Genomic DNA, 25,781 nt, shown 5'->3' with positions numbered 1-25,781 from the left:
ATAAATTCGGGACTCTTTAACATTTATGTATGGGAAATATTACAATTTCCTAGCTACTTCTACTTGTTCGTAAGCTTCTACGATATCGCCAACTTCGATGTTGTTAAAGTTTTGAATGTTTAAACCACACTCGTAACCTTTATTCACTTCTTTCACATCATCTTTAAAGCGTTTCAATGATGCTAACTCGCCTGTGTAAACCACAACTCCATCTCTAACGATACGGATTTTGCTGTTACGGGTGATCTTACCATCCAATACCATACAACCTGCGATGGTACCCACTTTAGTGATTTTGAAGGTTTCACGAATTTCAACGTTAGCCACAATTTTCTCTTCAAATTCTGGATCCAACATCCCTTCCATTGCCGATTTGATCTCGTTGATCGCATCATAGATGATCGAATATAAACGGATATCGATTTGCTCGGCTTCCGCTAATTTACGTGCGCCTGTTGATGGACGAACCTGGAAACCGATAATGATCGCATCTGAAGCAGAAGCTAATAACACATCAGACTCTGAAATCTGACCAACACCTTTACTAATGATGTTGATTTGGATTTGCTCTGTCGATAATTTCAACAATGAATCGGCCAATGCCTCGATCGAACCATCCACATCACCTTTAACAATGATGTTAAGCTCTTTAAAGTTACCGATAGCCAAACGACGACCGATCTCATCCAAGGTAATGTGTTTCTGTGTACGTAAACCTTGCTCACGTTGCAACTGCATCCGTTTGTTTGCAATATCACGTGCTTCAGTTTCACTTTCTAAAGCGTTGAAACGGTCACCCGCTGTAGGTGCGCCTTGCATACCCAGAACCTGTACTGGCTGTGATGGGCCTGCAGATTCTACCTTCATACCACGTTCGTTGGTTAACGCTTTTACACGTCCGCTATAACTACCAGCCAAAATTGGATCTCCAACTCTCAAAGTACCAGCCTGAACCAATACTGTAGTTACAATACCACGACCTTTATCTAATGCTGATTCAATTACTGAACCTGTAGCTCTCTTATTCGGATTAGCTTTAAGTTCTAATAATTCAGCTTCTAATAATACTTTATCTAAAAGTAAATCTACATTTAAACCGCTTTTGCTTGAGATTTCTTGTGATTGATATTTACCACCCCAATCCTCAACCAAAATGTTCATTACTGATAACTGCTCACGAACTTTATCTGCATTGGCACCTGGTTTATCCACTTTAGTAAAAGCAAATACCAATGGTACGCCTGCTGCTTGTGCGTGGTTAATTGCCTCTTTTGTTTGAGGCATCACAGCATCATCCGCAGCAATAACGATAATGGCAATATCGGCAACCTTAGCACCACGGGCACGCATCGCTGTAAAGGCTTCGTGACCAGGCGTATCTAAGAAAGTTACTTTTTTGCCTGAAGGCGTAGTTACCATGTATGCACCAATGTGCTGCGTGATACCACCTGCCTCACCAGCAACCACATTTGCCTTACGGATATAATCCAGCAATGAAGTTTTACCGTGATCGACGTGACCCATAATCGTCACAACCGGGGCTCTTTCGATTAAGTCTGCTTCGTTATCAACTTCTTCAATTACGTTTTCTTCATCTTCATCTGGTTTAACGAATTGGATTTCGTAACCAAACTCATCAGCAACGATGGTTAAAGTTTCAGCATCTAAACGTTGATTGATTGATACGAACATGCCAAGACTCATACAAGTACCAATAATTTTGGTTACCTGAACATCCATCATGCTCGCCAACTCATTTGCCGTAACAAATTCTGTTACCTTTAATATTTTCGATTGAGATTCAAGCTCATTTGCTGCTTCTTCTGCATTATAAGCTACATCATCACGTTTCTGACGACGTAATTTAGCACGTTGAGCAAATTTACCAGACTTACCAGCTCCACTTAAACGGGCAAGCGTTGCTTTAATCTGATCTTGAATTTCTTTCTCAGTAGGTTCTTCCTTAGGTCCGCTAGGTGTAGCGTTTCTATTTTGGAAACCTGGTCTGTTATTATTTCTGTTTCCTTGATAAGGAGTTCCGCCTTGTCCGGCCGGTCTGTTACCTTGGTAAGGTGTGCCACTCGCTGGTCTGTTACCTTGATAAGGTTGACGTGGTTGCCCTGGCGCACCACCCTGGCCTTGGCCTGCAGGATTTTGCCCTTGTTGGCCTTGACCACCATGTTGCCCTGGCTGACCGGGAGCTCCGGGAGTTTTTTTACGTTTACGTTTACGTTTTGCAGCTTCACTATCGCTAGATGAGGCTACAGGACCATTTCTTCTATCTGGCGTAGTCGGTAAAACAATTTTACCAATAATATTAGGGCCAGTTAATTTAACAGTACGTGCTTTTATAACTTCAGGCTCATTACTTACCGGTTTAACCTCAGCAGGTTTTTCTTCCGCTTTAGGTTGTTCAACTGGTTTAGCTGGCTCTGGTGTTTTAACTTCTGGAGTAACTGGAGCTGATGGAGCAGGCTGAGCTACCGGAGCTTCTTCCTTTTTAACCTCTACAGGTTTTTCTTCTGCTTTTGGTTGCTCAACTGGTTTAGCTGGCTCCTCTGCTTTAGCGGCTGGTGCAGGTGGAGCAACAGGTGCTTCTTCCTTTTTAGAAGGACGCGTTTTCGAGTTAAGATCATTTAAATCGATCCTTCCTACAATTTTCACGCCTGGCAAACCGGTTTCCTCCGCTTTATCTTCAACCTTGGTTTCTTTCACTGGTTCTGCTGCCGCAGGAGCAGGAGTCTCTGTCTGAGGTGCTGGTGTTTCAGCAACCTTAGGTTTCTCTGCCGGAGGATTAAATGTCTGAGCATTCTTAATCAGAATCTCATCGCTTTTTTCAAAGTCGGTATTTTTCTTCGGCGCTTCTACTGGCTTTTCAGTCTCAGGCTCGTCACGACGTATTTTACCAATCACTATTTGTTTGGCTTCTTCTCTTACGATCTTATCTCCCTGATACTCTTTCAATAAGGCATTATACATGTCTCCCGTAAGTTTAAACATAGGGCTTTTCTCGGCAGAGAATCCCTTTTTGTTTAAAAACTCAACGGCCGTACCCATGCCTATATTAAGTTCTTTAATAGCTTTAATTAAAATGATTGGTTTGTCGTCTGACATTTAGCTCCTGTTATTTTATTCTTAATAATACAAAAGTAGTGTTTATTTGGCAATTACACCACTTATTCAAATTCTGACTGTAAAATCTGAACCACTTCTTTAATGGTTTCTTCTTCTAAGTCGGTGCGTTTTACCAAATCTTCTACTGTTAGTGCTAATACACTTTTAGCAGTATCGCAACCGATAGCCTTTAATTCATCAATAATCCAGCTATCAATCTCATCTGAGAATTCTTCTAGATCCACATCTTCGTCGCTTTCTTCACCAGCTTCACGATACACATCAATTTCATAACCGGTTAATTTACCAGCCAGTTTAATATTGTGTCCGCCACGTCCGATTGCCAATGAAACCTGATCTGGTTTTAAGTAAACCGATGCATGTTTAGTTTCATCATCCAATTTAATAGAAGTGATTTTTGCCGGGCTTAAAGCACGGGTAATATATAATGAAATGTTATTTGTGAAGTTAATCACATCAATATTTTCGTTTTTCAATTCGCGTACGATACCATGGATACGGGATCCCTTCATACCCACGCAAGCACCTACCGGATCAATACGATCATCGTAAGATTCTACCGCAACTTTAGCACGTTCACCTGGTTCACGAACAATTTTCTTAATGGTAATTAAACCGTCGAAAATCTCCGGAACTTCCAATTCGAACAAACGTTGTAAAAATTCTGGTGCTGTTCTTGAAATGATAATTTTTGGATTCGCGTTAATCATTTCTACTTTCGAGATTACAGCTCTCACAGAATCACCCTTTTTGAAATAATCCGCGGGAATCTGCTCAGTTTTAGGCATTAAAAGCTCGTTACCTTCATCATCTAAAACCAAAGTTTCTTTCTTCCAAACCTGATAAACTTCGCCGGTGATAATTTCACCTACACGATCTTTATATTTTTTGAAGATTTCGTCTTTCTCTAACTCCAATACTTTTGAAACCAATGTTTGGCGTGCAGCTAAAATCGCTCTGCGACCAAAACTCTCTAAGGTAATTTGCTCGATATAATCATCACCAACTTCTAAAGTAGTGTCTAATTTAGAAACCTCTGCAAGTTCAATTTCGAGATCGTCATCTTCAGAAAACCCATCCTCCATTACCTTTCTCGTTCTCCAGATTTCCAAATCCCCATTGTCCGGATTCACAATTACGTCACAGTTTTCGTCTGTTCCGTATTTTTTACGCAACATACTACGGAAAACTTCTTCCAACACACTGATCACCGTAGGGCGATCTATATTTTTAAAATCCTTAAACTCCTGAAAAGAGTCGATCAAATTAATTGTTGTAGTACTCATTTTTATTTAAATGAAATTAACACACTTGTTTCTAATATATCATTAAACGGCACTTCTGTTTGTACGGTAGCCGCTTTTTTCCCTTTTTCTTTAACCGATTCTTCAATTATTAGGTTATCTTCTGTAACCGATAAAAGTTTTCCTTCTTTTTTAAGCCCACCGTTTAATTTAATACTTAAAGTGCGTCCGATATTTTTAACATATTGGCGATTTAACTTCAAAGGCTCGCCAACACCCGGCGAAGAAACTTCTAAATTATAAGCTTGCTCGATTACGTTTTCTTCTTCTAAATGAAAACCAACATGCCTGCTTATGGCTACACAATCCTGTATGCTAATACCTTCGTCACCATCAACATGAATAATTAATTTATTGTTTGGCAACATTTTCACCTCAACCAGAAAAAGCTCTGGCCGATCTGCAATTTTTTCCTCTACAAGGGCTGCAACTCTCTTTTCTACCTGCATATTTTAACCTGATTTCATAGAAAAAGGGGACACGGTCCCCTTCTCTTTTCTTCGATTACGATGCAAATGTAAGAAAATTATATGTAAAATCAAACATCGCCCTTAATTATTCTGCTGATTCTTACCGCTTAAGTAGTTCTTTTTGTGGTTGTAGATTATAATTTGCCTTGCCTGTAATCAATTTCCCGGCATTGCCAAATTGCACATCAATATAACTCTCTACGATGTAGGTGCTACCTTCGGTAAAAGGCTCACCGGGCAAAAAAACAATGGAGTCTCCTGCGAATTTAAATTTCCCCGAAACCAGAATATCATCTTGTAAACTATCCAATTCTCCAGCCTGTTTGAACACAGATACCAACTTATTCGAATCGGCATCATTTAAATATGCATTTCTAACCTGCAACAGGCTCGACTCATCAAAATTTTTAATTATAATTGACGTACTATCACTAGAAAACTTAATTGATGGTTTGTTGTTTGAACCAGAACATGAAACAATAAACGATGTTATTACAACAGAAGCCAAAAATTTAAATAAGCTTTTAAACATTCACAAAATTAAACATTATGAGATTAATTATCGAAATCCTTTTAATGGGATTAGCCTTTTTTATCGGCGCAAAACTGGTACCTGGAGTCGAGGTATCTGGCTATACAAGTGCGCTTATTGCCGCAATTTTAATAGCCCTGGCAAATGCTACTATCGGTTTTATTTTAAGATTGCTGACTTTCCCGATAAACTTTTTAACCTTGGGCTTAGTCTCTTTCATCATTACCGTTTTGATGATTCTTTTGGTAGATAATATGATGACCTCTTTCAATACATCGGGTTTTCTGGCAGCTGCTTTCCTAGCTATTATTGTTGCCTTAATTAAAGCTATTTTCGGCGCAATAGCAGGAGATAAAGATTAGTACTTAGGCCTGAGTCTGTAGTCTTCAATCGATTTAGACTCTGGACTATAGACTCTGGGCTGAGGACTATCTAATCACTTCCCTCGAAATCACCATTTTCTGAATTTCTGAAGTTCCTTCGTAAATCTGGGTAATTTTAGCATCACGCATCAAACGTTCTACGTGATATTCTTTTACGAAACCGTAACCACCATGAACCTGTACCGCTTCAATGGTTACATCCATGGCCACTTTAGAAGCAAATAACTTCGCCATTGAACCTGCCTGCGTGTAAGGCAAACCTTGATCTTTTAACCACGCCGCCTTATAAACCAATAACCTGGCGGCTTCAATCTGCGTCGCCATATCCGCTAATTTAAAAGCAATAGCTTGATGCTCGGAAATTGGCTTACCGAAAGATTTACGTTCTTTTGAATACTGAGTAGCCAATTCAAAAGCACCTTGCGCAATACCTAAAGCTTGCGCAGCAATACCAATCCTTCCGCCTTCCAAAGTTTTCATTGCAAACTTAAATCCGAAGCCATCTTCCCCTATCCTATTTTCTTTAGGCACTTTAACATCGTTGAACATTAAAGAATGGGTATCAGACCCCCGAATCCCGAGTTTATTTTCCTTGGGACCAATTGTAAATCCCTCCATTCCTTTTTCTACGATAAAAGCATTGATTCCTTTATGTCTTAATTCGGGATGGGTTTGCGCAATGACCAGATATGTTGATGCAGTACCACCGTTAGTAATCCAGTTTTTGGTTCCGTTTAACAAATAATAGTCGCCTTTATCTTCGGCAGTTGTTTTTTGAGAGGTAGCATCAGATCCGGCCTCAGGCTCTGATAAACAGAAAGCACCGATTTTTTCTCCTGTAGCCAAAGGCTTCAAATATTTTTCCTTTTGTTCTTCACTTGCATAAGCCTCCAAACCGTAACAGACCAACGAATTGTTTACAGAAACCACCACCGATGCAGAAGCATCAATCTTGGAAAGCTCTTCCATCACCAACACATAGGAGATGGCATCAAGTCCGCTTCCGTTATATTTTTCACTCACCATCATCCCTAAAAAACCAAGTTCTCCCAGTTTTTTAACTTGTTCGGTAGGAAATTTTTGATGCTCATCTCTTTCGATTACACCAGGCTTCAATTCTTGCTGCGCAAAATCGCGGGCGGCCTGCTGGATCATTAACTGTTCTTCACTTAATTCGAAATGCATAACATTTATGTATAAAAGGTTAGTAAACAAATGTAACATTTCAAATCAGAATTACTATGGCTGCATAGTAATATTTTTAACAACTTACATCCGCTGGGGTTTTCTTTAAGCAGCATCCTTCTTGGCTGTTCTGCTGAGCGTAGTTGAAGCACAGCCGAAAAGATATATCAAACAGCGTGTAAAAACACCCAAATAGTTATTTGATTTTGGCTTCCTTACTTAAAACAATTAATAAACTGATGCTTCCAAGAAAAAGAATAAGTAGAACCTGCGAAGAGTGAATAATGGTTGCATAAGCTAAGCCATCTTTAAATGATACGCCGTATAATATTAATGCCTGGGCAACAACCCAATGAAAAACCCCAATTCCACCCTGAACAGGTGCAGCCATGGCAAAACCCGAAAATACAACCGCTGTAAAGGCGGCGTCAAAATGCAGGCCTGATGTGGATGGAATAGCCGAAAATGCAAAACACATAGACAATAAGTAAAACGTCCAAATACCAAGCGTGTAAACCAGGAACAAACCTTTTTGCTTCAATTTCCTGTAGGAACCGAAGCCTTGACGAAGATTTACAAAAACCCTCAGCAATTTTTTGCTAAACTTTTGCCGAAGAAAATAAATGCAGATAAAAATTATACCAACCAGTAAAACGGCTATGCCGATCAGCCAAAGCAAACCTATATTTGAAATTTTATAGAAAAGATTGAGGTAGATGGTATCGTGCAAAAATCCGGAAACCAGATCATATTGAAACATCACCATTGCAGCAGCGGTGAGCAGAAGCACGAGTACATCGAAAAGCCGCTCGGTTATTACTGTGCCTACTGAAGCAAACATAGGCACGATTTCCACTTTCTGCATCACCGAACAACGCCCGATTTCACCGAAACGAGGCAAGGCTAAATTAGCTAAATAACCAATGATTACAGCATGATAGGTGTTCCAAAACCTAACATTGTAATGGATGGATTTGTAGAGCATTTGCCACCTCAATGCTCTTAAAACATGTGCTATTAAAACAGAGATAGCAGAGGTAACTACCCAAAAATAGTTTGCTTTTTTAATTTCTAGCCCTATCCTAGCCAAATCCTGACCTCGAAATGCTAAGTACAAAACACCCATTCCTATTAAAAACAGGATGATGTACTTAAGCGCTGTTTTTAGGTCAAATGTCACAAAGTTATTTTAGCAAATGGTTATTATCATCAGGAAATACAAGTATCGGATTATATTTTTTAGCCTCTTCAATTGGGAGAGCGCCATAAGACATGATAATTAGTACATCACCTAACTGTGCCAAACGAGCCGTTGCGCCATTTAAGCAAATGGTTCCAGTACCGCGTTCGCCTTTTATTACGTATGTTTCAAATCTGGCTCCGTTATTATTATTTACAATCTGCACCTTTTCATTGGCAATAATATTCGCTGCATCCATTAAATCTTCGTCAATCGTAATACTACCCACGTAATTCAATTCGGCCTGCGTTACTTTAACACGGTGTATTTTCGATTTTAATATTGTGATAACCATTTGGCAAAGTTAGTAATCAGTTTGGAGTTTTCAGTCATCCGTCTGGAGTTTCAAATCCTTGAATCCAAAAATGAATTTAAAATTAGAAAGTAAAAGAATATCATTCAATGTAATAGAGACGCCATATTACTCTTTCTTTATACATGTTCCCTTATCTGATTATCATGTTATCGATTAACCTTGTTGAACCCACTTTAGCGGCCACCAGTGCAATAATGTTCAATTCGTTTTTCGATTTTGCCGGCTCCAAAGTATTGCCATTCGCGATGGTGAAATAATCTAAATCAATCCCACTAAGGTTTTGATAAAATAATTTGGCCCTATTTTCGAGTTCCGTTAACGGAAGCTTTTCAAAATTATTGATCACAAATTGGAGCGATTTACTCAACACTAAAGAATTTTCACGATCAATAGCAGTTAAGTGGATATTGCGGCTACTCATGGCAAGACCATCCTCTTCTCGAATAATTGGGCAAGTGATCAGGATAATGGGTAAATTAAAATAAGCCACCATATTTTTGATCATGAGCACTTGTTGAAAATCTTTCTGACCGAACATGGCTACATCTGGTTCAACTGCATCAAAAAGTTTTTTCACGATTTGAGTTACGCCTTGATAGTGACCTTTTCTAAAAGCACCTTCTAACAAAAACTCTGCATTTCCTAAATCAATATGCCAATTTTCATCAGCACCTTGCGGATACATTTCTTCTACAGTAGGCATAAAAACACCATGGCAACCCGCCTGGTTCAACATGGCTAAATCATGTTCGATGGGGCGAGGGTATTTCTCTAAATCCTTGGGATCAGTAAATTGGGTAGGGTTTACAAAAATGCTACAGATAATAATATCGGCACTTTCTTTGGCCAAATCAATTAAAGAAATATGGCCATTATGCAAAGCACCCATTGTAGGTACAAGTGCTATTTTTTTACCCGATGCTTTTAAAGGATTTAAGAAAGCCTTAAGCGCTGATTTGGTTTTAAATATTTCCAATTGGACAATCTAAGTTAAAGCAGTAAAGGTGTAAAATAATCTAAACGAAAGCAAACAAATGGTTGCCTATATTGATAAATAGTATTATTATGCTTACCTTTGCAGCTCATTATCTTTTATTTAACTTAATATTTTCTTAGAATATGGAGATGGCAAAAACGAAGCTGCTGATTGTTACAAACGAGATGTCGCCTTTCCTCGAGCTTACTAAAATTTCTGAAATCACACGTCAATTACCACAGGCGATGCAAGAAAAAGGATTCGAAATCCGCATCTTGATGCCAAAGTTCGGTAACATCAACGAAAGAAGAAATCGTTTACACGAAGTAATCCGCTTATCGGGAATGAACATCATTATTGATGACAACGATAACCCCTTAATTATTAAAGTAGCATCCATCCCAGCTGCACGCATGCAGGTTTACTTCTTAGACAACGAAGAGTATTTCCAACGCAAACAAGTATTTAGAGATGCGAGTGGTAAATTCTTTGACGACAATGATGAACGCACCATTTTCTTTTGCAAAGGCGCTTTAGAAACTGTTAAAAAATTAGGTTGGGCTCCAGATATCGTTCACTGCCATGGCTGGATGAGTTCTTTAGTTCCTGCTTACATTAAAACAACTTACAAAAACGATCCAACGTTTAAAAATTCTAAAGTTGTTTACTCAGTTTATGAGGATTCGTTTGAAGAAAAATTGAACGCTTCTTTCGCCAAGAAAGCGGTAATGGCCAACATGACTGAAGAGGATACAAAAGCTTTCTTACCTTCTGATTGTAATAGCATGCACATTGGAGCGGTAACTCACTCTGATGCAGTAGTATTAGCAGATGAAAACTTAGATGCAGCTGTGTTAAAATTTGTTAAAGATTCTAATAAGCCAACATTAGCTTTTAACTTAACCGAGAATTTTGAAAACTTCTATAATTTTTATGAAGAAATTTCAAATGACGAATTGGTTTCTCTTGCTTAATTAAGGTATTATTATTTAAATATGAAATTTACAAAACAAGACTTATTAACCCTGTTGATAGGTCTTTTTCTTTTTGCATCGTGTAAAAACCCTGATGGTGTGGGTTTAGATGTGGATCCAGGTACTGCTATTACCGGAACATTGGTCAATAATGAACCTATCAGATCGCAAACTATTAAAGAAGGCGATGTGAACACATCAGGCTTAACGGGCTATCCCTTAGGATACATGGTTGATCCTATTTTCGGCAAAACGGAGTCTAGTGTTGCAATGACTGTTGTTCCTGATGTACTGAGTAAAGATTTTGGAACAACACCTGTTTTAGATTCTGCAATATTGGTGTTAAACCTTGGAAGCCAGTTTTACGGAGATACAGCAACTACCAAATATAGTATTGATGTTTATCAGTTGACGAATAAAATCACCAAGTACAAGAGTTCTGATCTGCAGGCGCATAATGCTCAACTATTAGGCAATTTTAACAGTAAAATCTTCCCGAAAACAAAGATCAAAGTATTTGATATTGTTGCCGGAAAAGCAGATACGTTGAAAACTGTACCCGCACAAATCAGGATTAAACTGGATAAAGATTTTATACAATCTACCATCTTGAACCTGGCTCCTGCTGCAACATCTACTGAAGCTAAGTTTGTTGACTATTTCAAAGGATTATATGCTGAGGTAAACAAACAGAACACTACAGGTTCTGGGGGCGTAGCGTTTTTAAACTTTGCAAGTACAAGTTCGTATCTGCAATTGGTTTATAAAAAAACCAATACCACAAATGGCAAAGATACGGTATCGGTAAATTTCCCTTTAGCAGCAACTAACGCCGCAGCGAATATCAAACATGATTATACCGGAACCGAGGTAGCTACTCAATTGCTTCCAGCAAATGCAAATACGCAGTATAACGTTACTTACCTACAAGGTTTAGCGGGCTTAAAAACGAAGATTTCTTTCCCGACACTCGCTAACTTTACCAACACTTATGGCAAGGCTCTGGTAAATAAAGCAGAACTGGTTATTGATTTAAGCGCTGGTACTTTCGCCAATCCATTTGCACCTGCACAGCGACTTTCACTATATCGTTGGGATATTGCCGAGCAGCCTACATTTTTACCAGATAATAATCCTAATGATCCCCGGTCATCTATTACTGGGCCTTATTTCGATGGATATTTTGATTCATTAAAGAATAGATATGTATTTATTGTAACATCGTACGTACAAGATCTTATCGATAAAAAATTAACTGATTATGGTACGTTCTTGGCTCCAACATCATTGATAACACCTGCATCACCAACAAATGCCTATGTTTTGCCTGATGTTACATCGGCAGGCAGATCGGTAATAGGATCTGCAGGAAACGCCACTAACAAAATCAAACTCAATATTTATTATACCAAAATAAATTAAGAATTCAACATTCTGAAAGCGCTGCAACGATGATAAATGGTTGCAGCGCTTTTTTTTTGCGCTGTAAATTTTTGTTTACAATACAAAACAAACGTTTGTTTAGTATATTCGTGCAATTTATTATACTCAAATTATGTGTGGAATTGTAGGCTACATAGGCTATAGAGAAGCTTGGCCAATAGTGCTTAAAGGTTTAAAAAGACTGGAATACCGAGGTTATGATAGTGCGGGTATCGCACTTATGAACCAAAGCGGACAACATATTTATAAAAAAGCTGGCAAGGTTGCTATATTAGAAGAATTCGCTGAAGATCAAGATCGTACTGGTTCAATAGGAATGGGGCATACCAGATGGGCGACCCATGGTGTACCATCCGATCGAAATTCTCATCCGCATACTTCGAATAATGGCAAACTTTCAATCATCCATAATGGAATCATTGAAAACTACGCCACACTTAAAGAAGAACTAACAGGCCGTGGGCATGAGTTCAAAAGTGATACCGATACAGAAGTTTTGATTCATTTGATCGAGGAGATTCAAAAAATAGAACAAATCGATCTATTGGAAGCTGTTCGTTTATCGCTACACCAGGTTAGCGGAGCTTACGCTATTGTGATTATGGATAAAGAGAATCCAGACCGCTTAATCGCAGCCAGAAAAGGTAGCCCGATGGTAATTGGCGTTGGCAAGGGTGAATATTTTATTGCCTCTGATGCTACTCCAATCATAGAATATACAAAAAATGTGATCTACCTAAAGGACAATGAAATTGCATTGATCACTAAAAATGATCTTTTAGTTAAGCAATTGGATAATGTTGTTCAGACACCTCTTATTCAAGAGTTAGAGCTTAAGCTAGAAATGCTTGAGAAAGGCGGCTTTGACCATTTCATGCTAAAAGAAATTTACGAGCAACCTAGATCGATAAAAGATTGTATGCGCGGCCGCATTTATCCGGAGGAAGGAAAAGTTCAATTAGGCGGGATAAAAGAATTTGCCGAGAAATTAAAAAATATAGACCGAATAATCATCGTGGCCTGTGGTACCTCTTGGCATGCTGGTTTGGTTGGGGAATATTTGATTGAAGAATACGCCCGGATCCCTGTTGAAGTGGAATATGCTTCAGAATTTAGGTACCGTAATCCAATCATCACAGAGAAAGATGTAGTAATTGCCATTTCGCAATCTGGCGAAACAGCAGATACCATGGCTGCCATTGAAATGGCCAAAGAACGTGGAGCCACTATATTTGGCATCTGCAACGTGGCCGGTGCCTCAATTCCAAGACTATCACATGCTGGTGTGTATACTCACGCCGGACCAGAGATTGGTGTAGCATCAACTAAAGCTTTTACGGCCCAGGTCACTGTACTTACATTGATGGCTTTTTACATGGCGCAGCAAAGAGGCACGATTACCACGTCAAAAATGATCGAGCTGCTTACCGAGCTTGATAATATTCCAGAGAAAATCCAAAAGGCCCTTGAGTCTAACGATATCATCAAACAAGTGGCGGAAAAAATAAAAGACTCTACAAATTGTTTATTTTTAGGTAGAGGAAGTGGTTTCCCAGTTGCATTAGAAGGTGCGTTAAAGCTTAAAGAAATTTCTTACATCCACGCAGAAGGCTATCCTGCTGCCGAAATGAAGCACGGCCCAATCGCTTTAATCGATGAGGAGATGCCGGTAGTGTTTATTGCAACACAAAATTCATCATACGAGAAGGTAATCAGCAATATTCAGGAGGTTAAAGCCAGGAAAGGAAAAGTAATTGCAATCGTAACCGAAGGTGATACTGAAGTGAAAAAAATGGCAGATTATTGCATCGAAATTCCTGATGCGAATGAAGCTTTCTTACCATTATTGGCCACTATACCTTTACAACTATTATCCTATCATATTGCGGTAATGAGAGGTTGTAATGTAGATCAACCAAGAAATCTGGCAAAATCAGTTACTGTAGAATAAAATCATTAGACCTGCTCTTGAAAATTGAGCAGGTCTAATCATAAAGTTTCTCATATTTCAAGACCTTCTTATTATCCCATTTAATCGTCAAGGCTCTATTGTCGATCTGTAAAATCCGCGCTTCCCGGTTTAATTTAGGGTAGGTAATGATAACCGTACTATCCCGAATTTCATATTTCGCTAGTTCACTATCTGGATCTACATCATAATAATATTTTTCCCTAATTTCAAATGTATGCTGATTTTTGGAAGATGATACTGTTTTCCACCTGCCATATATTTTGAAGGGCTTCAAATTTTCAGAAGGTTTCTTCCCAATTGTAAGGCTCCAGGATGAGGAAAACTCAGTGCTTTTTTCTTCGTTATAACCTATCGTGGCTTCCTTCAAAAAAAGTTCTTTATCATAAGCTTTAATTTGTTTCCCTAAACTATCTGTAAGTGTAATTTTAAAACCTGCCGGAAACTGTAAACTATCTACTTGAATAATTGGCGTAATAAATCTTTCGCTTCTACCTGGGAGTAGCATTACGGTATCAATACAATTAAACTCATTGTTTAAGCTACTATCCTGAATAATGCTTGCATTGGAATATCTAAAATCAACAATGGCAATAAGTTTTGTATCTCCCTGATTATAGATATCAATTGATTTAAAACCATCCTCATAGCTGGGCGCGTCTCTCTTTTGAGTTGTTGCAACAAAACCAAAAAGAGAAGCGAACAGCAATGCCTTCGATAGCACGGCCTTAGCTTCAAATCGATCTGGCCGATTAAGACACAGGTAAGAAAAAAGTACACTTGTTAACGCAATATAGTCTGTGTAATCTACGGTTCTAAAGGTTTTAAAACCGAATAAATTTATAAAATCAATTACAGGCTGTGCACATTCCGCTTTCCAAAAACAAAAAAGCACTGCTGTGCCAATATGTACTTGTTTTGCCCTATCTGGAAAAACAACACTCCAAAAAAATGGGAAAGCAAACAGACCAACAAAATCTGATAGCTTCCCCGTAAAGGTATTGTGAAAAATATACTTAAGATAAAAATCGTTGATAATTAAAAGTGAAATTGATAATACAAAAAGTGGATGTACCAATTTGTTTTTATTACCCATAAAGACCTTTAGAAAGGTAAATCTCCATTTTCATCTGATGGGCCAATGGTAAACTCATCCTGAATCTTCGACTCTGTACTTTGCGGCACCGCGGTAGTAGGACTTTGCTCAAAGTCACTTTTTCTACCTAACATCGTGAAATTTTCCGCAACAATTTCGGTAACATATTTCTTTACCTTCTCTTTGTCTTCAAAAGAACGTGTTCTGAGTTTGCCTTCAATATAAACCAATTTTCCTTTTTGAAGATATTTTGATGCTACCTCTGCAAGGCCACGCCACAATACAATATTATGCCATTCGGTTTGTTCAACTCTTTTTCCATCCTTGTTATAGGTTTCTGATGTAGCTAAAGGAAAACTGGCTACAGTTACGCCGCCATCTAAATGACGTACTTCCGGGTCTTTGCCTAAGTGGCCTACTAAAATAACTTTGTTGATGCCAGACATAAATATTTTGGTTAGTTTTTTTTATAAATAATGAAATCCCCCCAATGGTAAGTTACTCCATTTTATTTCTCCTAAAGATATTCTTTTATAAAATCATGAATTACTTTCGGTTGTGGCAGATCATCCAGTTCACTTAAGGAAACCCAATAGAGTTCCTTTTGTTTACTAAAGTTAAATATATAATTTTTTAATGCAAAAAAACGTAAATGGATAATTTGGTGTGATAATATATGTTTTTTCGTAGCGATAAATGATACCTCAGCTCCTGATCCAAATGTAGATTTTAGTTTTTCTTCAAAAGAAATGTCTGTCCAAGGGATCTGCTCCTCCACGTCAATGCTGGGAAAATCATACAAATGCTGCCAGATATCACCAGCCTGACGTTCCCTAATCAAAACCTTCTCATCTGATTGGCAAACAAAATAGTCTAAAAAACGATGTTTTTGCGCTGCCTTTTTAATCTTAACAGGTAAGGCATTAACCAGGTTATTTTTCAGCGCATAGCAACTTTGATTTAATGGGCAAACGTTACAGTTGGGAGATTTCGGCTTGCATTGTATTGCCCCAAATTCCATAATCGCCTGGTTGTACAAAGCAGGATCTCCCTGATACAACAATTCATTCGCCAAAGCAAAGAACGTCTTCTTTCCTGCCGGAGAATTAATTGCTGTACTGATTCCGAAATATCGGGCAAGTACCCTGAACACATTTCCATCAACAACAGCTCTAGCTTCTCCTGATGAAAATGAAGAAATTGCTGCAGCCGTGTACTCACCAATCCCCTTTAACTTTAGTAGTTCATCATGCAGGCTTGGGAAGATTCCATTGAAATTATTGACTACAATTTGCGCAGTTGCATGCATATTTCTCCCTCTGGAGTAGTAACCTAATCCCTGCCAGAGCTTCAAAACTTTTGTTTCTGTAGCAGCTGCAAAGTCTTGTACAGTTGGAAAGTTTTCTAAGAATTTATTGAAATACGGTAAGCCTTGTTCAACACGGGTTTGCTGTAGTATAATCTCTGATAACCAGATAGTATAGGCATCTTTTGTATGCCGCCAAGGCAAATCTCTTTTGTTTGATTGATACCAATTTATCAATTCATTTTGAAATGTCATTACTGCAAATTACGGTCTAATTATCGGTTTAAAAAAAAACTTGCAATCGAGTGATAACTTAACTGATAAAAAAATCATCTTTTATTTCCCTATCTCATTAAAAAGCAATACTTTTGCAACCCCAAAACAGTAGTAATATAAAACACAATATATATAAATAAGTAAATATGACTAAGGCAGATATTATTTCAGAAATATCAACAAAAACCGGAATTGAGAAGGTTGATGTACAGGAAACAGTTGAGGCATTTTTCAAAGTTATCAAAACGAGTATGATTGGCGGTGAAAATGTTTATGTAAGAGGCTTCGGAAGCTTTGTTGTTAAAAAGAGAGCGCAAAAAACTGCTAGAAACATCTCTAAAAACACTGCAATAATTATCCCAGAACATTTTGTACCTAGCTTTAAACCAGCAAAAGTTTTTGTTGATAAAGTGAAAAGCAACTCTAAAAAAATTAGCGTAGAAGCCTAAGTCTTAATTTATGAATAGCAGCATAAGATCAAAACAAATCATCATTATCGGAGCAGTTTTATTGCTTGTTGCTTTTTTATTTACCAGAGACATTAAAGGTTTAGTTAAACCAACTGAAGAGAACGGAAAAATGCCTGCAAGCGGCCAGATGGCTGGAGCAGAAAGTTCTCCTACTTCATCTGTACTTAGTATCGAAACTTCTTCTACCGCTGCAAAGAATGTGCTAAACAAAAATTTAGCTACTGATATTACCGCATTAGAAAATAGTTATAAAGGCGCTAAGGGAACAGAGAAACTTGATTTTGCAAAACAACTGGCTCAGAAATGGGATGATGTTGAGCAAATCACACCATCAGCACTTTATTTAGAAGTTGTTGCGCAAGGCGAACCATCAACTAAAACATGGTTGGCTGCAGGAAACCAATTTATAAAGGCTTTTGAAAGTACACAGGATAGCTTGGCACAACCGGCATTATTGCAAAAGGCTAATACATCTTACAAAAAAGCATTAGAAACAGACTCTACGAATATAGAGGCAAAAACAGGTTTAGGTGTTACGATAGTAAACGGTTTGGGCGCACCAATGCAAGGTATTGCAATGCTGCTTGAAGTGGTTGCTAAAGAGCCTAAAAATGTTAAGGCTAACATGAACTTAGGAATCTTTTCTATTAAATCAGGTCAATTTGATAAAGCGATACCGCGTTTCAAAACAGTTATTGCAACATCACCAACACCTGAAGCTTACTTTTACTTAGGCACAGCCTTGGAAAATTTAGGCAGAAACAAAGAAGCAGTTGATGCTTACTTAGACAGCAAAAAATTAGCAGCTAACCCAACTTTATCATCGTTCATTGATAAAAAAGTGGCTGAACTAAAGAATAAAAATTAATTAACGGATTAATAAAAACATTTAAAACTTAAAACTATGCCAAGCGGTAAAAAAAGAAAAAGACATAAAATGGCTACCCACAAACGTAAAAAACGTTTAAGAAAAAACAGACATAAGAAAAAATAGTTTCTTATTTTGATTAAGCCTTTTAAGCCTCATAGTGTAAACTGTGAGGTTTAAAGTATTTATGTGATTTTTTTTTCTCATGATAAAAGGCTACTTCAAAGTTTTTTTTACGTTTACTATCCATTTGTTAATAGGCGAAAGCCTTAAATCTGTAGCTGTTGGTAAAAGAATTAATTATCAATTCGACTCCTGCCGGAGTTACCATAGCGTTGATTGAAGACAAACAACTTGTTGAGCTTCACAAAGAACAAATCAATAATAACTACGCCGTAGGCGATATTTATTTAGGCCGCATAAAAAAAATTATGCCCGGACTAAATGCTGCTTTCGTAGATGTTGGTTATGAAAAAGATGCTTTTTTGCATTATTTCGATTTGGGCCCTCAGGTGCAATCTTTAATTAAGCTAACTAAGATCAAGCGTAATGGCTCGGTTACAGGCACATTATTAGATAATTTAAAGCTAGAAGCCGATATAAACAAGGCAGGCAAGATTTCTGATGTGCTTTCCAAAAACATGCTCCTTCCGGTACAAATTGCAAAAGAGCCAATTTCTACAAAAGGTCCACGTTTGAGTTCCGACATTTCGATTGCCGGCAGGTATGTGGTACTGGTGCCATTCTCCAATACCATATCTGTATCAAAAAAAATTAAAAGTAATACCGAACGTAATCGCTTAAAAAAGATTATTGAAAGTATTAAGCCTCAAAATTTTGGGGTAATCATCAGAACCGTCTCTGAAGGCCGTGGAGTTGCCGAAATGCAAAAAGATCTTTTAGATCTAATTGCTAAATGGGAAAACTTCATTAAAAAGCTGCCTTCAACAGAGCCCTCAAAGCGAGTTTGGGGCGAAATGGACAGATCTTCTACGTTGATTCGTGATATTCTGAATCCTGATTTTACGAATGTTTACGTGAGCACACCTGAGCTTTTCGACGATATCCGTTCTTATGTACATGATATTTCTCCAGAAATGGAAAAAATCGTGAAGCTTTATAAGCAAAAAGAACCCATGTTCGATCACTTTGGGATAGAAAAGCAAATTAAAAATGCTTTCGGAAAAACAGTAAACCTACCGGGTGGAGCCTACTTAGTTGTAGAACATACCGAAGCACTTCACGTCATAGATGTGAACAGTGGAAACCGTACTGCCAGTAAAGAAAACCAAGAGGAAAATGCTTTACAGGTAAACAAAGAGGCGGCTAAAGAAATTGCTCGTCAGTTGCGCTTGCGTGATATGGGCGGCATTGTGGTAATCGATTTTATCGATATGCACAAGCCTACAAACCGTAAAATGCTATTCGATTATTTGCGTGAGCTGATGTTATTGGATAGAGCGAAACACACCATTTTACCTCCAAGTAAATTTGGTTTGGTTCAGATCACCAGACAACGTGTTCGTCCGGAGATGAATATTGTTACGGTAGAAAAATGTCCAGCCTGTGGAGGTACAGGAGAAATTAAAGCCAGTATCGTTTTGATGGATGATATTGAAAATAACCTGAATTATATTTTACGTGAACAGAATGAAAAAGGCGTAACCCTTTGCGTTCATCCTTACATAGAGGCTTATATAACCAAAGGGATTTTTAATTTACAGCGACGTTGGTTTTTTAAATATGGCCAATGGATCAAAGTAAAAGCTCAATCATCGTATTATCTAAACGAATTTCACTTTATCTCATCAAAAGATGAGGAGATAAAATTATAACTCAAAACATTTACTCAAAGCCTGAACTTTAAACGTTCAGGCTTTTTTGTTTAAAAGTGATTTAGCTTTTGCGAGCTTTAACACTTAAATTCGTAAATCTAAAATCAAGAATCACTTGGCAAAAACTAAAACAGCATTCTTCTGTCAGAGCTGCGGCTACGAATCGGCAAAATGGTTGGGTAAATGCCCCTCATGCAACCAATGGAATACCTTTGTAGAAGAAGTTATTGAAAAAAATGCATCATCAGTACCCACCTGGAAAACAGAAACCAGCGTCAGGAAATTAAGTAAACCCAGCAAGGTGGATGAAATTGAATCATCTATTGAAAGAAGAATTTTAACGGGTGATAAGGAGCTTGACCGCGTTTTAGGCGGTGGTTTGGTAGAAGGCTCATTAGTGCTTATCGGTGGAGAACCAGGGATAGGGAAATCAACATTAATGCTACAACTGGCATTGAACCTTAAAGGCAAAAAAATACTCTACATTTCCGGAGAGGAAAGTGAGCAACAAATAAAAATGCGGGCAGAAAGAATTAAAGAAAGTCCGTCTGCTGATTGCTATATCCTGACAGAAACATCTACCCAGAATATTTTTAAACAAATAGAAATTTTGGAGCCAGAAATTTTAGTGGTAGACTCCATCCAAACTTTGCATTCTTCGCACATCGATTCTACTCCCGGAAGTGTATCGCAAGTGAGAGAATGTACTGCAGAGCTTTTACGCTTTGCGAAGGAAACTGGGGTTCCTGTATTTTTAATTGGCCACATTACAAAAGATGGCGCCATTGCTGGCCCAAAAATACTCGAACACATGGTAGATACTGTTTTGCAATTTGAGGGCGACAGACACCATGTTTACCGCATCTTACGTTCGATCAAAAACCGTTTTGGAGCCGCAGCCGAACTTGGAATTTACGAAATGCAAGGGAGCGGTTTGAGAGAGGTTTCCAACCCATCAGAAATTCTTTTATCGCAACGAGATGAGGAGCTTAGTGGAATTGCTGTATCTGCTATGTTGGAAGGTGCCAGACCAATGTTAATAGAGACCCAAGCACTGGTGAGTGCTGCCGCATACGGAACTCCGCAAAGATCTGCAACTGGCTTTGATACCAAAAGGATGAATATGCTCTTAGCAGTACTTGAAAAACGTTGTGGTTTTAGGCTAAGTACACAAGATGTATTCTTGAATATCGCTGGCGGAATTAGGGTGGAAGATCCCGCAATCGACTTAGCAGTTTTAATCGCGATCATTTCATCACAACAGGATATTCCAATATCATCGAAAAACTGCTTCGCTGCAGAGGTAGGTTTATCTGGAGAAATAAGGGCGGTAAATAGAATAGAACAACGAATTGCAGAGGCAGATAAATTGGGCTTTGAAACGATCTATATTTCTAAATACAATTTAAAAGGTATTGACATTGCTAAATATAGCCTGGAAATTAAAGCGGTAAGCAAAATTGAGGAAGTTTTTGGAATGATATTCGGTTAGATATGCGCGGATGTTGGATAATATCTTCTACAAATTTATTTAGATAGTTGAGTTGTTTACCCATTTCCACAGTTGCTATTTTTTTGGCACGACATCCTAAAATGTATTAATAAATGATTATTAATACAATAAAGAATACCTACTTATACATAGGCACTTTGCATTAACATTTGCCTAACGCAATATGTTATATATCATGGGATGTGATCTATAACAATAGGGATGGTTTTCCTCGTTATTGGGAGCTAACGAGGATTTTTTTTTGCTTTCGCTATTAAGAAAAATTTTAAATAACTTTGGTTCAGATAGGAAACTGCAACAAATCTTAAAAATTAAAATAATGAAAAAGATCATTTTAAGTCTTGGTTTCTGCTTATTTGCAGCAATCGGCTTTGCACAAACTGCATATATAGGTCAGAAATTTGGCGAAGAAGTTAAGCCTGGCGACGTGAAACCTGCGGCTAAAATGGAAGCTGCCATGGGCGACAAAAAAACTATCGACATGAAGATTGAAGGTAAAGTTGTTGATGTTTGTAAGAAAAAAGGATGTTGGATGACTTTACAAATGCCAAACGGCGATCCGATGCGGGTAACCTTTAAAGATTATGCATTCTTCATGCCAATGGATATTGTTGGCAAAAACGTGGTTCTGGATGGTATAGCTAAAAAGCAAACCATTTCGGTAGAAACGCTACGTCACTATGCTGAAGATGCTAAAAAATCACCAGAAGAAGTAGCTAAAATCACTGACCCTAAAAGGGAGTTGGCTTTTGAGGCTAAAGGTGTTGTGATCTTAGATAAATAAGAATAAAGATTAAGGATCAAAGATTAAAATCAAGCTTGAAAAAAGCCTCGAAAATTTAAATTCTCGAGGCTTTTTTATGCTTAATTTAGACTTATAACACCCAGTTCCAGCCAAATTCATCAGGCGCTAAGCCATATCTGATATCATTTAACTTCTTAGCTATTCCATTAGAGATATGCCTTGTTGATGGATCTGATAATTGGTAGGTTTCATCTTTGTAACCAATAACGCCAACATGAGTAACTGTAGCCGCGGTACCTGCTGCAAAAGCTTCAGTTAGCGTGCCATTTGTAATGCCTTCAATTACTTCTGCAACAGAAACCCTACGTTCTTCAACTTCAATGCCTGCATCCTTAGCCAATTTAATAATTGTATCGCGGGTAACGCCATCTAATACCGTACTACGAATGGAAGGTGTAACTAACTTTCCATTGATTACAAAGATTAGATTTGCAGTGCCTGCTTCTTCAATATATTCGTGAGTTACAGAATCTGTCCAGATTAATTGATCAAACCCTTCTTTTTTGGCTTGCTCAAAAGGATAAAGTGATCGGGCGTAATTTCCGGCGGTTTTTGCAAACCCAACTCCACCTTCATCAGCACGGGTAAATTCTGTCTCAATTTTAACTTTTAAAGCAGAACTATAATAAGGGCCGGTAGGCGTTGTTAATAAAGCAAATTTGTAAGTATCTGATGCTCTAACGCCTAAATAAGGATCTGTAGCAAACATAACCGGACGAATATAAAGTGCATAATCTTCCTGGTCGGGTACCCATTTCTCATCAACATTAATCAAAGCGGCTAATCCTTGCATAAAAATTTCTTCAGGAATAGTAGCCATAGACATCCTCGCTGCAGATTTATTAAAACGCTCAAAGTTTTTGTCCGCTCTGAAAACACTAATCTTCCCGTCAGGTTGGCGATAAGCTTTTAAACCTTCGAAAATAGCCTGACCATAATGAAGGGCTGAAATTGCCGGACTCATTGGAATAGGTCCGTAAGGAATAATTTGTAAATTTTTCCATTCGCCATCTTCGTAATCGGCGGTAAACATGTGGTCGGTAAAAACTTTACCGAATGGTAATTGAGAAAAATCTGTAACTGTCAAACGAGTTTGATCAGCCTTTGTGATTTTTATATCTAGTGTCTCGGTCATAATTTAAATTTTGGGATGAGAGAATTTTGAATGATCGATTGATTTGCGGATCGCAAATTCACTCACTCTATCACTCAATCCATCTATCATTTTCTAATTGACGCAAATTAGCAAAAAACGAGCTTTTTTAATAGTGTTTTCTGATATTAATGTTTGTTTTTGAGTGTTTTGAGTACACTAAGCACCCAGCCTTTTCCCCATTCTCCCATTTGTTCATCACTCCATAAAAAAGGGTAAAAAATTCGTTTCTGAAAACGCGGAGGCAAATATTTCTGCCAGTTGGTACCGCCGGTTGCGGCTACATCAATCGGATCTTTTTCTAAATAACGCACTGCTGATTTATAGTGCGACAATGGCCACTCGACATTGACATATAAATCGAGCTTCTGCAATTCTTCTGCAAGCGCAGAAACATCAACACCCTTTGCTGCCAGCTGATGATATAAAGCCGAGAAATTTGTAACTGATCTATCTTTAGCCAGCTGTAAAAACTGAGCGGCATATTTTTTAATAAATTGCTTTAATGTTAAAGTTTGTTTACCAGATGATAACTCTGTAGCACCAAACTTCCAATAAATATGTTCAAACTGTTCTTCGATAGTAGCGGTGCTTAACGCTTCGCGTTTACTTTTATCAACCAAACGAATAAAATCTGTTGCGCATATCTCAATCATTCGATATTGCCCGGATTGAAAACCGCTAGCGGGCAATAAAGACATTCTGAATTTCAAAAATTGTTCTTTCTCCATTCCATCCACCATCACTTCGAAAGAAGTTGTTAATGCATTAAAATAAGCATTAATTCTTTTTACACGAGCAGTAAAAAATTCGACAGTTAAATTCTCTTTTTCGGCTATTTGCCTGCATTCATGCAACGCCAGCTTAAAATATAGCTCAGTAATTTGGTGGTAAATGATGAAAATCTCTTCATCAGGAAACGGCGTTTTTGGACTTTGTAAACTTAGCAGCGTATCCAAATGGATATAATCCCAGTAGGTGAGAAAATCGGCATAGAGCAACCCATCCAGGTAAGAAGCCATATCCTGCCCCATGGCTGTATATTTTTCTTGTAGCTGATGAAGTTTATCTTTTATTTCGGGTGTAAAATCCATTATTTGAAGTTAGCTTTACAAAGGTGTTAAAGATTTTGGAAGAAATTGCTAAAATTTATACATTTGAACAATGGCGATGGGGTACCGCCAAAACCGCCAAACAGGCTGATGACTCCTACAATTTTATTTAAATTGAATTCTAATGCCTGTTAAAAAACCAACAGAAGGATTCCTTCTGTCTATCAATTCCTTTATTAAAAAGGATTTAGGAGTAGTATTATTGAGCACTTTAAAATGGCTTTTAATAGCAGCGCTAATTGGTGCAATAGTTGGCTCTGCATCTGCCCTATTTTTAGTAACCTTAAATTGGGCAACAAATTACAGAGAAAGCCACCTTTGGATCATTTCATTTTTACCAGTTGCAGGTTTTTTAATTGGCTTAGCATATCATTATTGGGGCAAGGATGTAGTTAAAGGAAACAATCTTTTAATTGAAGAATTACAATCACCCAAAAAGGTAATTCCATTAATTATGGCACCATTAATTTTTGCAGGAACGATCATTACTCATTTATTTGGAGGATCGGCAGGAAGAGAAGGAACTGCTGTACAAATTGGAGGTGCTTTTGCCGATCAGTTTACCAAGCTATTTAAGTTAAAGCCACGCGACAGAAAAATTATTCTCATCTGCGGAATTAGTGCTGGCTTTGCGTCGGTATTCGGGACGCCATTAGCAGGTGCAATTTTCGGCCTAGAGGTTTTCGTGGTTGGTAGTTTAGTGTACACTGCAATTTTGCCTTCGTTTTTAACAGCTATAATTGCCGATTACGCATGCAAAGTTTGGGGCGTTGGCCACACCCATTATTCCATTGGTATTGTGCCACAAATGGATGCCATTAATTTGTTACTATCGTTGGGTGCTGGAATTGTTTTTGGCTTAGTGGCCAGATCTTTCTCCGCCTTGAACCATGGTTTTTCTAACTTGTTCAGTAAAATAAAGTATCCGCCTTTAAGGCCAGTATTTGGTGGGATGATTTTAATTGTGATTATCTATTTCTTGGGTACAACAAGATATATAGGATTAGGAATTCCTGTAATTTCTGAAACATTTACCCAACAGGAGCCTTATTATACGTTTGCCATTAAACTTTTTTTAACGGCATTAACATTAGGTTGTGGATTTAAAGGTGGAGAAGTAACCCCCTTGTTTTTTATTGGCGCAACATTGGGTAGTTTCTTGAGTGTTTTTATTCCCTTACCTATCGGATTATTGGCTGGAATAGGTTTTGTAGCCGTCTTCTCTGGCGCAGCAAATACGCCATTGGCTTGTATTTTTATGGGCGTAGAATTGTTTGGTGTAGCATCTGGAATGTACATTGCTCTTGCTTGCGTGGCGGCCTATCTATTTTCCGGGCATACTGGGATCTATCGTTCGCAAGCTATTGGTAGCCCAAAACATTTGTTATTAAAGAGACATCAGTTTTTGAGGTAAGCTTTG

Annotated in this window: 23 protein-coding genes and 1 riboswitch; of the genes, 10 read left to right on the top strand and 13 right to left on the bottom strand. The window is 38.0% G+C overall.

Annotated elements, in window-relative coordinates; translation table 11 throughout:
• Positions 1 to 39: 39 nt before the first annotated feature.
• The 4 genes from infB to OQZ33_RS18700 form a co-directional block, all read right to left on the bottom strand.
• Positions 40 to 3,114, bottom strand: coding sequence for a translation initiation factor IF-2 (gene infB / locus OQZ33_RS18715; RefSeq protein ID WP_265800815.1), 3,075 nt, complete (start codon positions 3,112 to 3,114; stop codon positions 40 to 42).
• 62 nt (positions 3,115 to 3,176) lie between these two features.
• A complete protein-coding gene (gene nusA, locus OQZ33_RS18710; RefSeq protein ID WP_265800813.1) occupies positions 3,177 to 4,421 on the bottom strand; it encodes a transcription termination factor NusA in 1,245 nt (414 codons plus the stop codon).
• 2 nt (positions 4,422 to 4,423) lie between these two features.
• A complete protein-coding gene (rimP, locus tag OQZ33_RS18705) occupies positions 4,424 to 4,888 on the bottom strand; it encodes a ribosome assembly cofactor RimP (RefSeq protein ID WP_265800811.1) in 465 nt (154 codons plus the stop codon).
• Between the two features lie 121 nt (positions 4,889 to 5,009).
• Positions 5,010 to 5,441: a hypothetical protein gene (locus tag OQZ33_RS18700; protein ID WP_265800809.1), complete on the bottom strand. Its 432-nt coding sequence runs from the start codon at positions 5,439 to 5,441 to the stop codon at positions 5,010 to 5,012.
• 17 nt (positions 5,442 to 5,458) lie between these two features.
• On the opposite strand from OQZ33_RS18700, the gene OQZ33_RS18695 reads away from it, so the two are divergent.
• Positions 5,459 to 5,803, top strand: coding sequence for a phage holin family protein (locus OQZ33_RS18695; RefSeq protein WP_265800808.1), 345 nt, complete (start codon positions 5,459 to 5,461; stop codon positions 5,801 to 5,803).
• A gap of 66 nt (positions 5,804 to 5,869) precedes the next feature.
• On the opposite strand, the gene OQZ33_RS18690 is transcribed toward OQZ33_RS18695, so the two are convergent.
• The 4 genes from OQZ33_RS18690 to panC all read right to left on the bottom strand — a co-directional run bounded on the left by OQZ33_RS18690 (position 5,870) and on the right by panC (position 9,541).
• Complete coding sequence (locus tag OQZ33_RS18690; RefSeq protein WP_265800807.1) at positions 5,870 to 7,009, bottom strand: acyl-CoA dehydrogenase; 1,140 nt, start codon at positions 7,007 to 7,009, stop codon at positions 5,870 to 5,872.
• A gap of 196 nt (positions 7,010 to 7,205) precedes the next feature.
• Entirely contained in the window at positions 7,206 to 8,189 is a 984-nt protein-coding gene (locus OQZ33_RS18685; RefSeq protein WP_265800806.1) for a lysylphosphatidylglycerol synthase transmembrane domain-containing protein, read from the bottom strand.
• Between the two features lie 4 nt (positions 8,190 to 8,193).
• Positions 8,194 to 8,544, bottom strand: a complete 351-nt coding sequence (gene panD, locus OQZ33_RS18680) for an aspartate 1-decarboxylase (protein ID WP_056851131.1) — start codon at positions 8,542 to 8,544, stop codon at positions 8,194 to 8,196.
• 151 nt (positions 8,545 to 8,695) lie between these two features.
• Entirely contained in the window at positions 8,696 to 9,541 is an 846-nt protein-coding gene (gene panC / locus OQZ33_RS18675) for a pantoate--beta-alanine ligase (RefSeq protein ID WP_265800804.1), read from the bottom strand.
• Between the two features lie 149 nt (positions 9,542 to 9,690).
• Here panC and OQZ33_RS18670 point away from each other — a divergent pair, with 149 nt between their 5' ends.
• From OQZ33_RS18670 to glmS, 3 genes are all read left to right on the top strand, one after another.
• Positions 9,691 to 10,515 (top strand): glycogen/starch synthase, encoded by an 825-nt coding sequence (locus OQZ33_RS18670; RefSeq protein ID WP_265800803.1) that lies wholly within the window; start codon positions 9,691 to 9,693, stop codon positions 10,513 to 10,515.
• A gap of 21 nt (positions 10,516 to 10,536) precedes the next feature.
• Positions 10,537 to 11,937, top strand: a complete 1,401-nt coding sequence (locus OQZ33_RS18665; RefSeq protein WP_265800802.1) for a DUF4270 domain-containing protein — start codon at positions 10,537 to 10,539, stop codon at positions 11,935 to 11,937.
• Positions 11,938 to 12,070: 133 nt separating this feature from the next.
• Positions 12,071 to 13,909, top strand: coding sequence for a glutamine--fructose-6-phosphate transaminase (isomerizing) (glmS, locus tag OQZ33_RS18660; RefSeq protein ID WP_265800801.1), 1,839 nt, complete (start codon positions 12,071 to 12,073; stop codon positions 13,907 to 13,909).
• 34 nt (positions 13,910 to 13,943) lie between these two features.
• Here the strand turns inward: glmS and OQZ33_RS18655 are convergent, their stop codons facing one another.
• The 3 genes from OQZ33_RS18655 to mutY form a co-directional block, all read right to left on the bottom strand.
• Positions 13,944 to 15,023, bottom strand: coding sequence for a hypothetical protein (locus OQZ33_RS18655; RefSeq protein WP_265800800.1), 1,080 nt, complete (start codon positions 15,021 to 15,023; stop codon positions 13,944 to 13,946).
• 8 nt (positions 15,024 to 15,031) lie between these two features.
• Positions 15,032 to 15,469 carry a single-stranded DNA-binding protein gene (locus tag OQZ33_RS18650; protein ID WP_265800799.1) on the bottom strand — a complete coding sequence of 146 codons (438 nt, stop codon included), beginning with the start codon at positions 15,467 to 15,469 and terminating at the stop codon, positions 15,032 to 15,034.
• A 71-nt stretch (positions 15,470 to 15,540) separates the two neighbouring features.
• Positions 15,541 to 16,584, bottom strand: coding sequence for an A/G-specific adenine glycosylase (gene mutY, locus OQZ33_RS18645; protein ID WP_265800798.1), 1,044 nt, complete (start codon positions 16,582 to 16,584; stop codon positions 15,541 to 15,543).
• Positions 16,585 to 16,751: 167 nt separating this feature from the next.
• On the opposite strand from mutY, the gene OQZ33_RS18640 reads away from it, so the two are divergent.
• The 5 genes from OQZ33_RS18640 (at position 16,752) to OQZ33_RS18615 (ending at position 22,075) form a co-directional block, all read left to right on the top strand.
• Positions 16,752 to 17,054 (top strand): HU family DNA-binding protein, encoded by a 303-nt coding sequence (locus OQZ33_RS18640; RefSeq protein WP_010601128.1) that lies wholly within the window; start codon positions 16,752 to 16,754, stop codon positions 17,052 to 17,054.
• 10 nt (positions 17,055 to 17,064) lie between these two features.
• Positions 17,065 to 17,943 (top strand): tetratricopeptide repeat protein, encoded by an 879-nt coding sequence (locus tag OQZ33_RS18635; protein ID WP_265800795.1) that lies wholly within the window; start codon positions 17,065 to 17,067, stop codon positions 17,941 to 17,943.
• A 284-nt stretch (positions 17,944 to 18,227) separates the two neighbouring features.
• A complete protein-coding gene (locus OQZ33_RS18625; RefSeq protein WP_265800794.1) occupies positions 18,228 to 19,778 on the top strand; it encodes an Rne/Rng family ribonuclease in 1,551 nt (516 codons plus the stop codon).
• A 115-nt stretch (positions 19,779 to 19,893) separates the two neighbouring features.
• Positions 19,894 to 21,270: a DNA repair protein RadA gene (radA, locus tag OQZ33_RS18620; protein ID WP_265800792.1), complete on the top strand. Its 1,377-nt coding sequence runs from the start codon at positions 19,894 to 19,896 to the stop codon at positions 21,268 to 21,270.
• A 340-nt stretch (positions 21,271 to 21,610) separates the two neighbouring features.
• Positions 21,611 to 22,075: a DUF4920 domain-containing protein gene (locus OQZ33_RS18615; protein WP_265800790.1), complete on the top strand. Its 465-nt coding sequence runs from the start codon at positions 21,611 to 21,613 to the stop codon at positions 22,073 to 22,075.
• Between the two features lie 91 nt (positions 22,076 to 22,166).
• Here OQZ33_RS18615 and OQZ33_RS18610 read toward each other — a convergent pair whose 3' ends face one another.
• Positions 22,167 to 23,231, bottom strand: coding sequence for a branched-chain amino acid aminotransferase (locus OQZ33_RS18610; protein ID WP_265800789.1), 1,065 nt, complete (start codon positions 23,229 to 23,231; stop codon positions 22,167 to 22,169).
• Positions 23,232 to 23,377: 146 nt separating this feature from the next.
• Positions 23,378 to 24,343 carry a tryptophan 2,3-dioxygenase family protein gene (locus OQZ33_RS18605; protein ID WP_265800788.1) on the bottom strand — a complete coding sequence of 322 codons (966 nt, stop codon included), beginning with the start codon at positions 24,341 to 24,343 and terminating at the stop codon, positions 23,378 to 23,380.
• Between the two features lie 63 nt (positions 24,344 to 24,406).
• Positions 24,407 to 24,468, top strand: a riboswitch (Fluoride riboswitch).
• A gap of 17 nt (positions 24,469 to 24,485) precedes the next feature.
• Between OQZ33_RS18605 and OQZ33_RS18600 the strand changes: the two genes are divergently transcribed.
• On the top strand, positions 24,486 to 25,775 hold the full coding sequence (locus OQZ33_RS18600; RefSeq protein WP_265800787.1) for a voltage-gated chloride channel family protein: 1,290 nt from the start codon (positions 24,486 to 24,488) through the stop codon (positions 25,773 to 25,775).
• Positions 25,776 to 25,781 lie beyond the last annotated feature (6 nt).

Origin of the sequence: Pedobacter sp. MC2016-05 (assembly GCF_026239735.1) — a bacterium.
Lineage (GTDB): Bacteria > Bacteroidota > Bacteroidia > Sphingobacteriales > Sphingobacteriaceae > Pedobacter.
This window is presented reverse-complemented; position numbering and strand designations above follow the sequence as displayed.

What these genes read in the sequence shown, in the direction of transcription:
- OQZ33_RS18700 (WP_265800809.1), bottom strand. Translation starts at nt 5,441, where the DNA reads ATGTTTAAAAGCTTATTTAAATTTTTGGCTTCTGTTGTAATAACATCG.
- OQZ33_RS18690 (WP_265800807.1), bottom strand. Translation starts at nt 7,009, where the DNA reads ATGCATTTCGAATTAAGTGAAGAACAGTTAATGATCCAGCAGGCCGCC.
- OQZ33_RS18605 (WP_265800788.1), bottom strand. Translation starts at nt 24,343, where the DNA reads ATGGATTTTACACCCGAAATAAAAGATAAACTTCATCAGCTACAAGAA.
- OQZ33_RS18600 (WP_265800787.1), top strand. Translation starts at nt 24,486, where the DNA reads ATGCCTGTTAAAAAACCAACAGAAGGATTCCTTCTGTCTATCAATTCC.
- OQZ33_RS18635 (WP_265800795.1), top strand. Translation starts at nt 17,065, where the DNA reads ATGAATAGCAGCATAAGATCAAAACAAATCATCATTATCGGAGCAGTT.
- mutY (WP_265800798.1), bottom strand. Translation starts at nt 16,584, where the DNA reads ATGACATTTCAAAATGAATTGATAAATTGGTATCAATCAAACAAAAGA.
- OQZ33_RS18615 (WP_265800790.1), top strand. Translation starts at nt 21,611, where the DNA reads ATGAAAAAGATCATTTTAAGTCTTGGTTTCTGCTTATTTGCAGCAATC.
- nusA (WP_265800813.1), bottom strand. Translation starts at nt 4,421, where the DNA reads ATGAGTACTACAACAATTAATTTGATCGACTCTTTTCAGGAGTTTAAG.
- OQZ33_RS18670 (WP_265800803.1), top strand. Translation starts at nt 9,691, where the DNA reads ATGGCAAAAACGAAGCTGCTGATTGTTACAAACGAGATGTCGCCTTTC.
- OQZ33_RS18640 (WP_010601128.1), top strand. Translation starts at nt 16,752, where the DNA reads ATGACTAAGGCAGATATTATTTCAGAAATATCAACAAAAACCGGAATT.
- rimP (WP_265800811.1), bottom strand. Translation starts at nt 4,888, where the DNA reads ATGCAGGTAGAAAAGAGAGTTGCAGCCCTTGTAGAGGAAAAAATTGCA.
- OQZ33_RS18610 (WP_265800789.1), bottom strand. Translation starts at nt 23,231, where the DNA reads ATGACCGAGACACTAGATATAAAAATCACAAAGGCTGATCAAACTCGT.
- infB (WP_265800815.1), bottom strand. Translation starts at nt 3,114, where the DNA reads ATGTCAGACGACAAACCAATCATTTTAATTAAAGCTATTAAAGAACTT.
- panD (WP_056851131.1), bottom strand. Translation starts at nt 8,544, where the DNA reads ATGGTTATCACAATATTAAAATCGAAAATACACCGTGTTAAAGTAACG.
- OQZ33_RS18650 (WP_265800799.1), bottom strand. Translation starts at nt 15,469, where the DNA reads ATGTCTGGCATCAACAAAGTTATTTTAGTAGGCCACTTAGGCAAAGAC.
- OQZ33_RS18695 (WP_265800808.1), top strand. Translation starts at nt 5,459, where the DNA reads ATGAGATTAATTATCGAAATCCTTTTAATGGGATTAGCCTTTTTTATC.
- OQZ33_RS18665 (WP_265800802.1), top strand. Translation starts at nt 10,537, where the DNA reads ATGAAATTTACAAAACAAGACTTATTAACCCTGTTGATAGGTCTTTTT.
- glmS (WP_265800801.1), top strand. Translation starts at nt 12,071, where the DNA reads ATGTGTGGAATTGTAGGCTACATAGGCTATAGAGAAGCTTGGCCAATA.
- OQZ33_RS18655 (WP_265800800.1), bottom strand. Translation starts at nt 15,023, where the DNA reads ATGGGTAATAAAAACAAATTGGTACATCCACTTTTTGTATTATCAATT.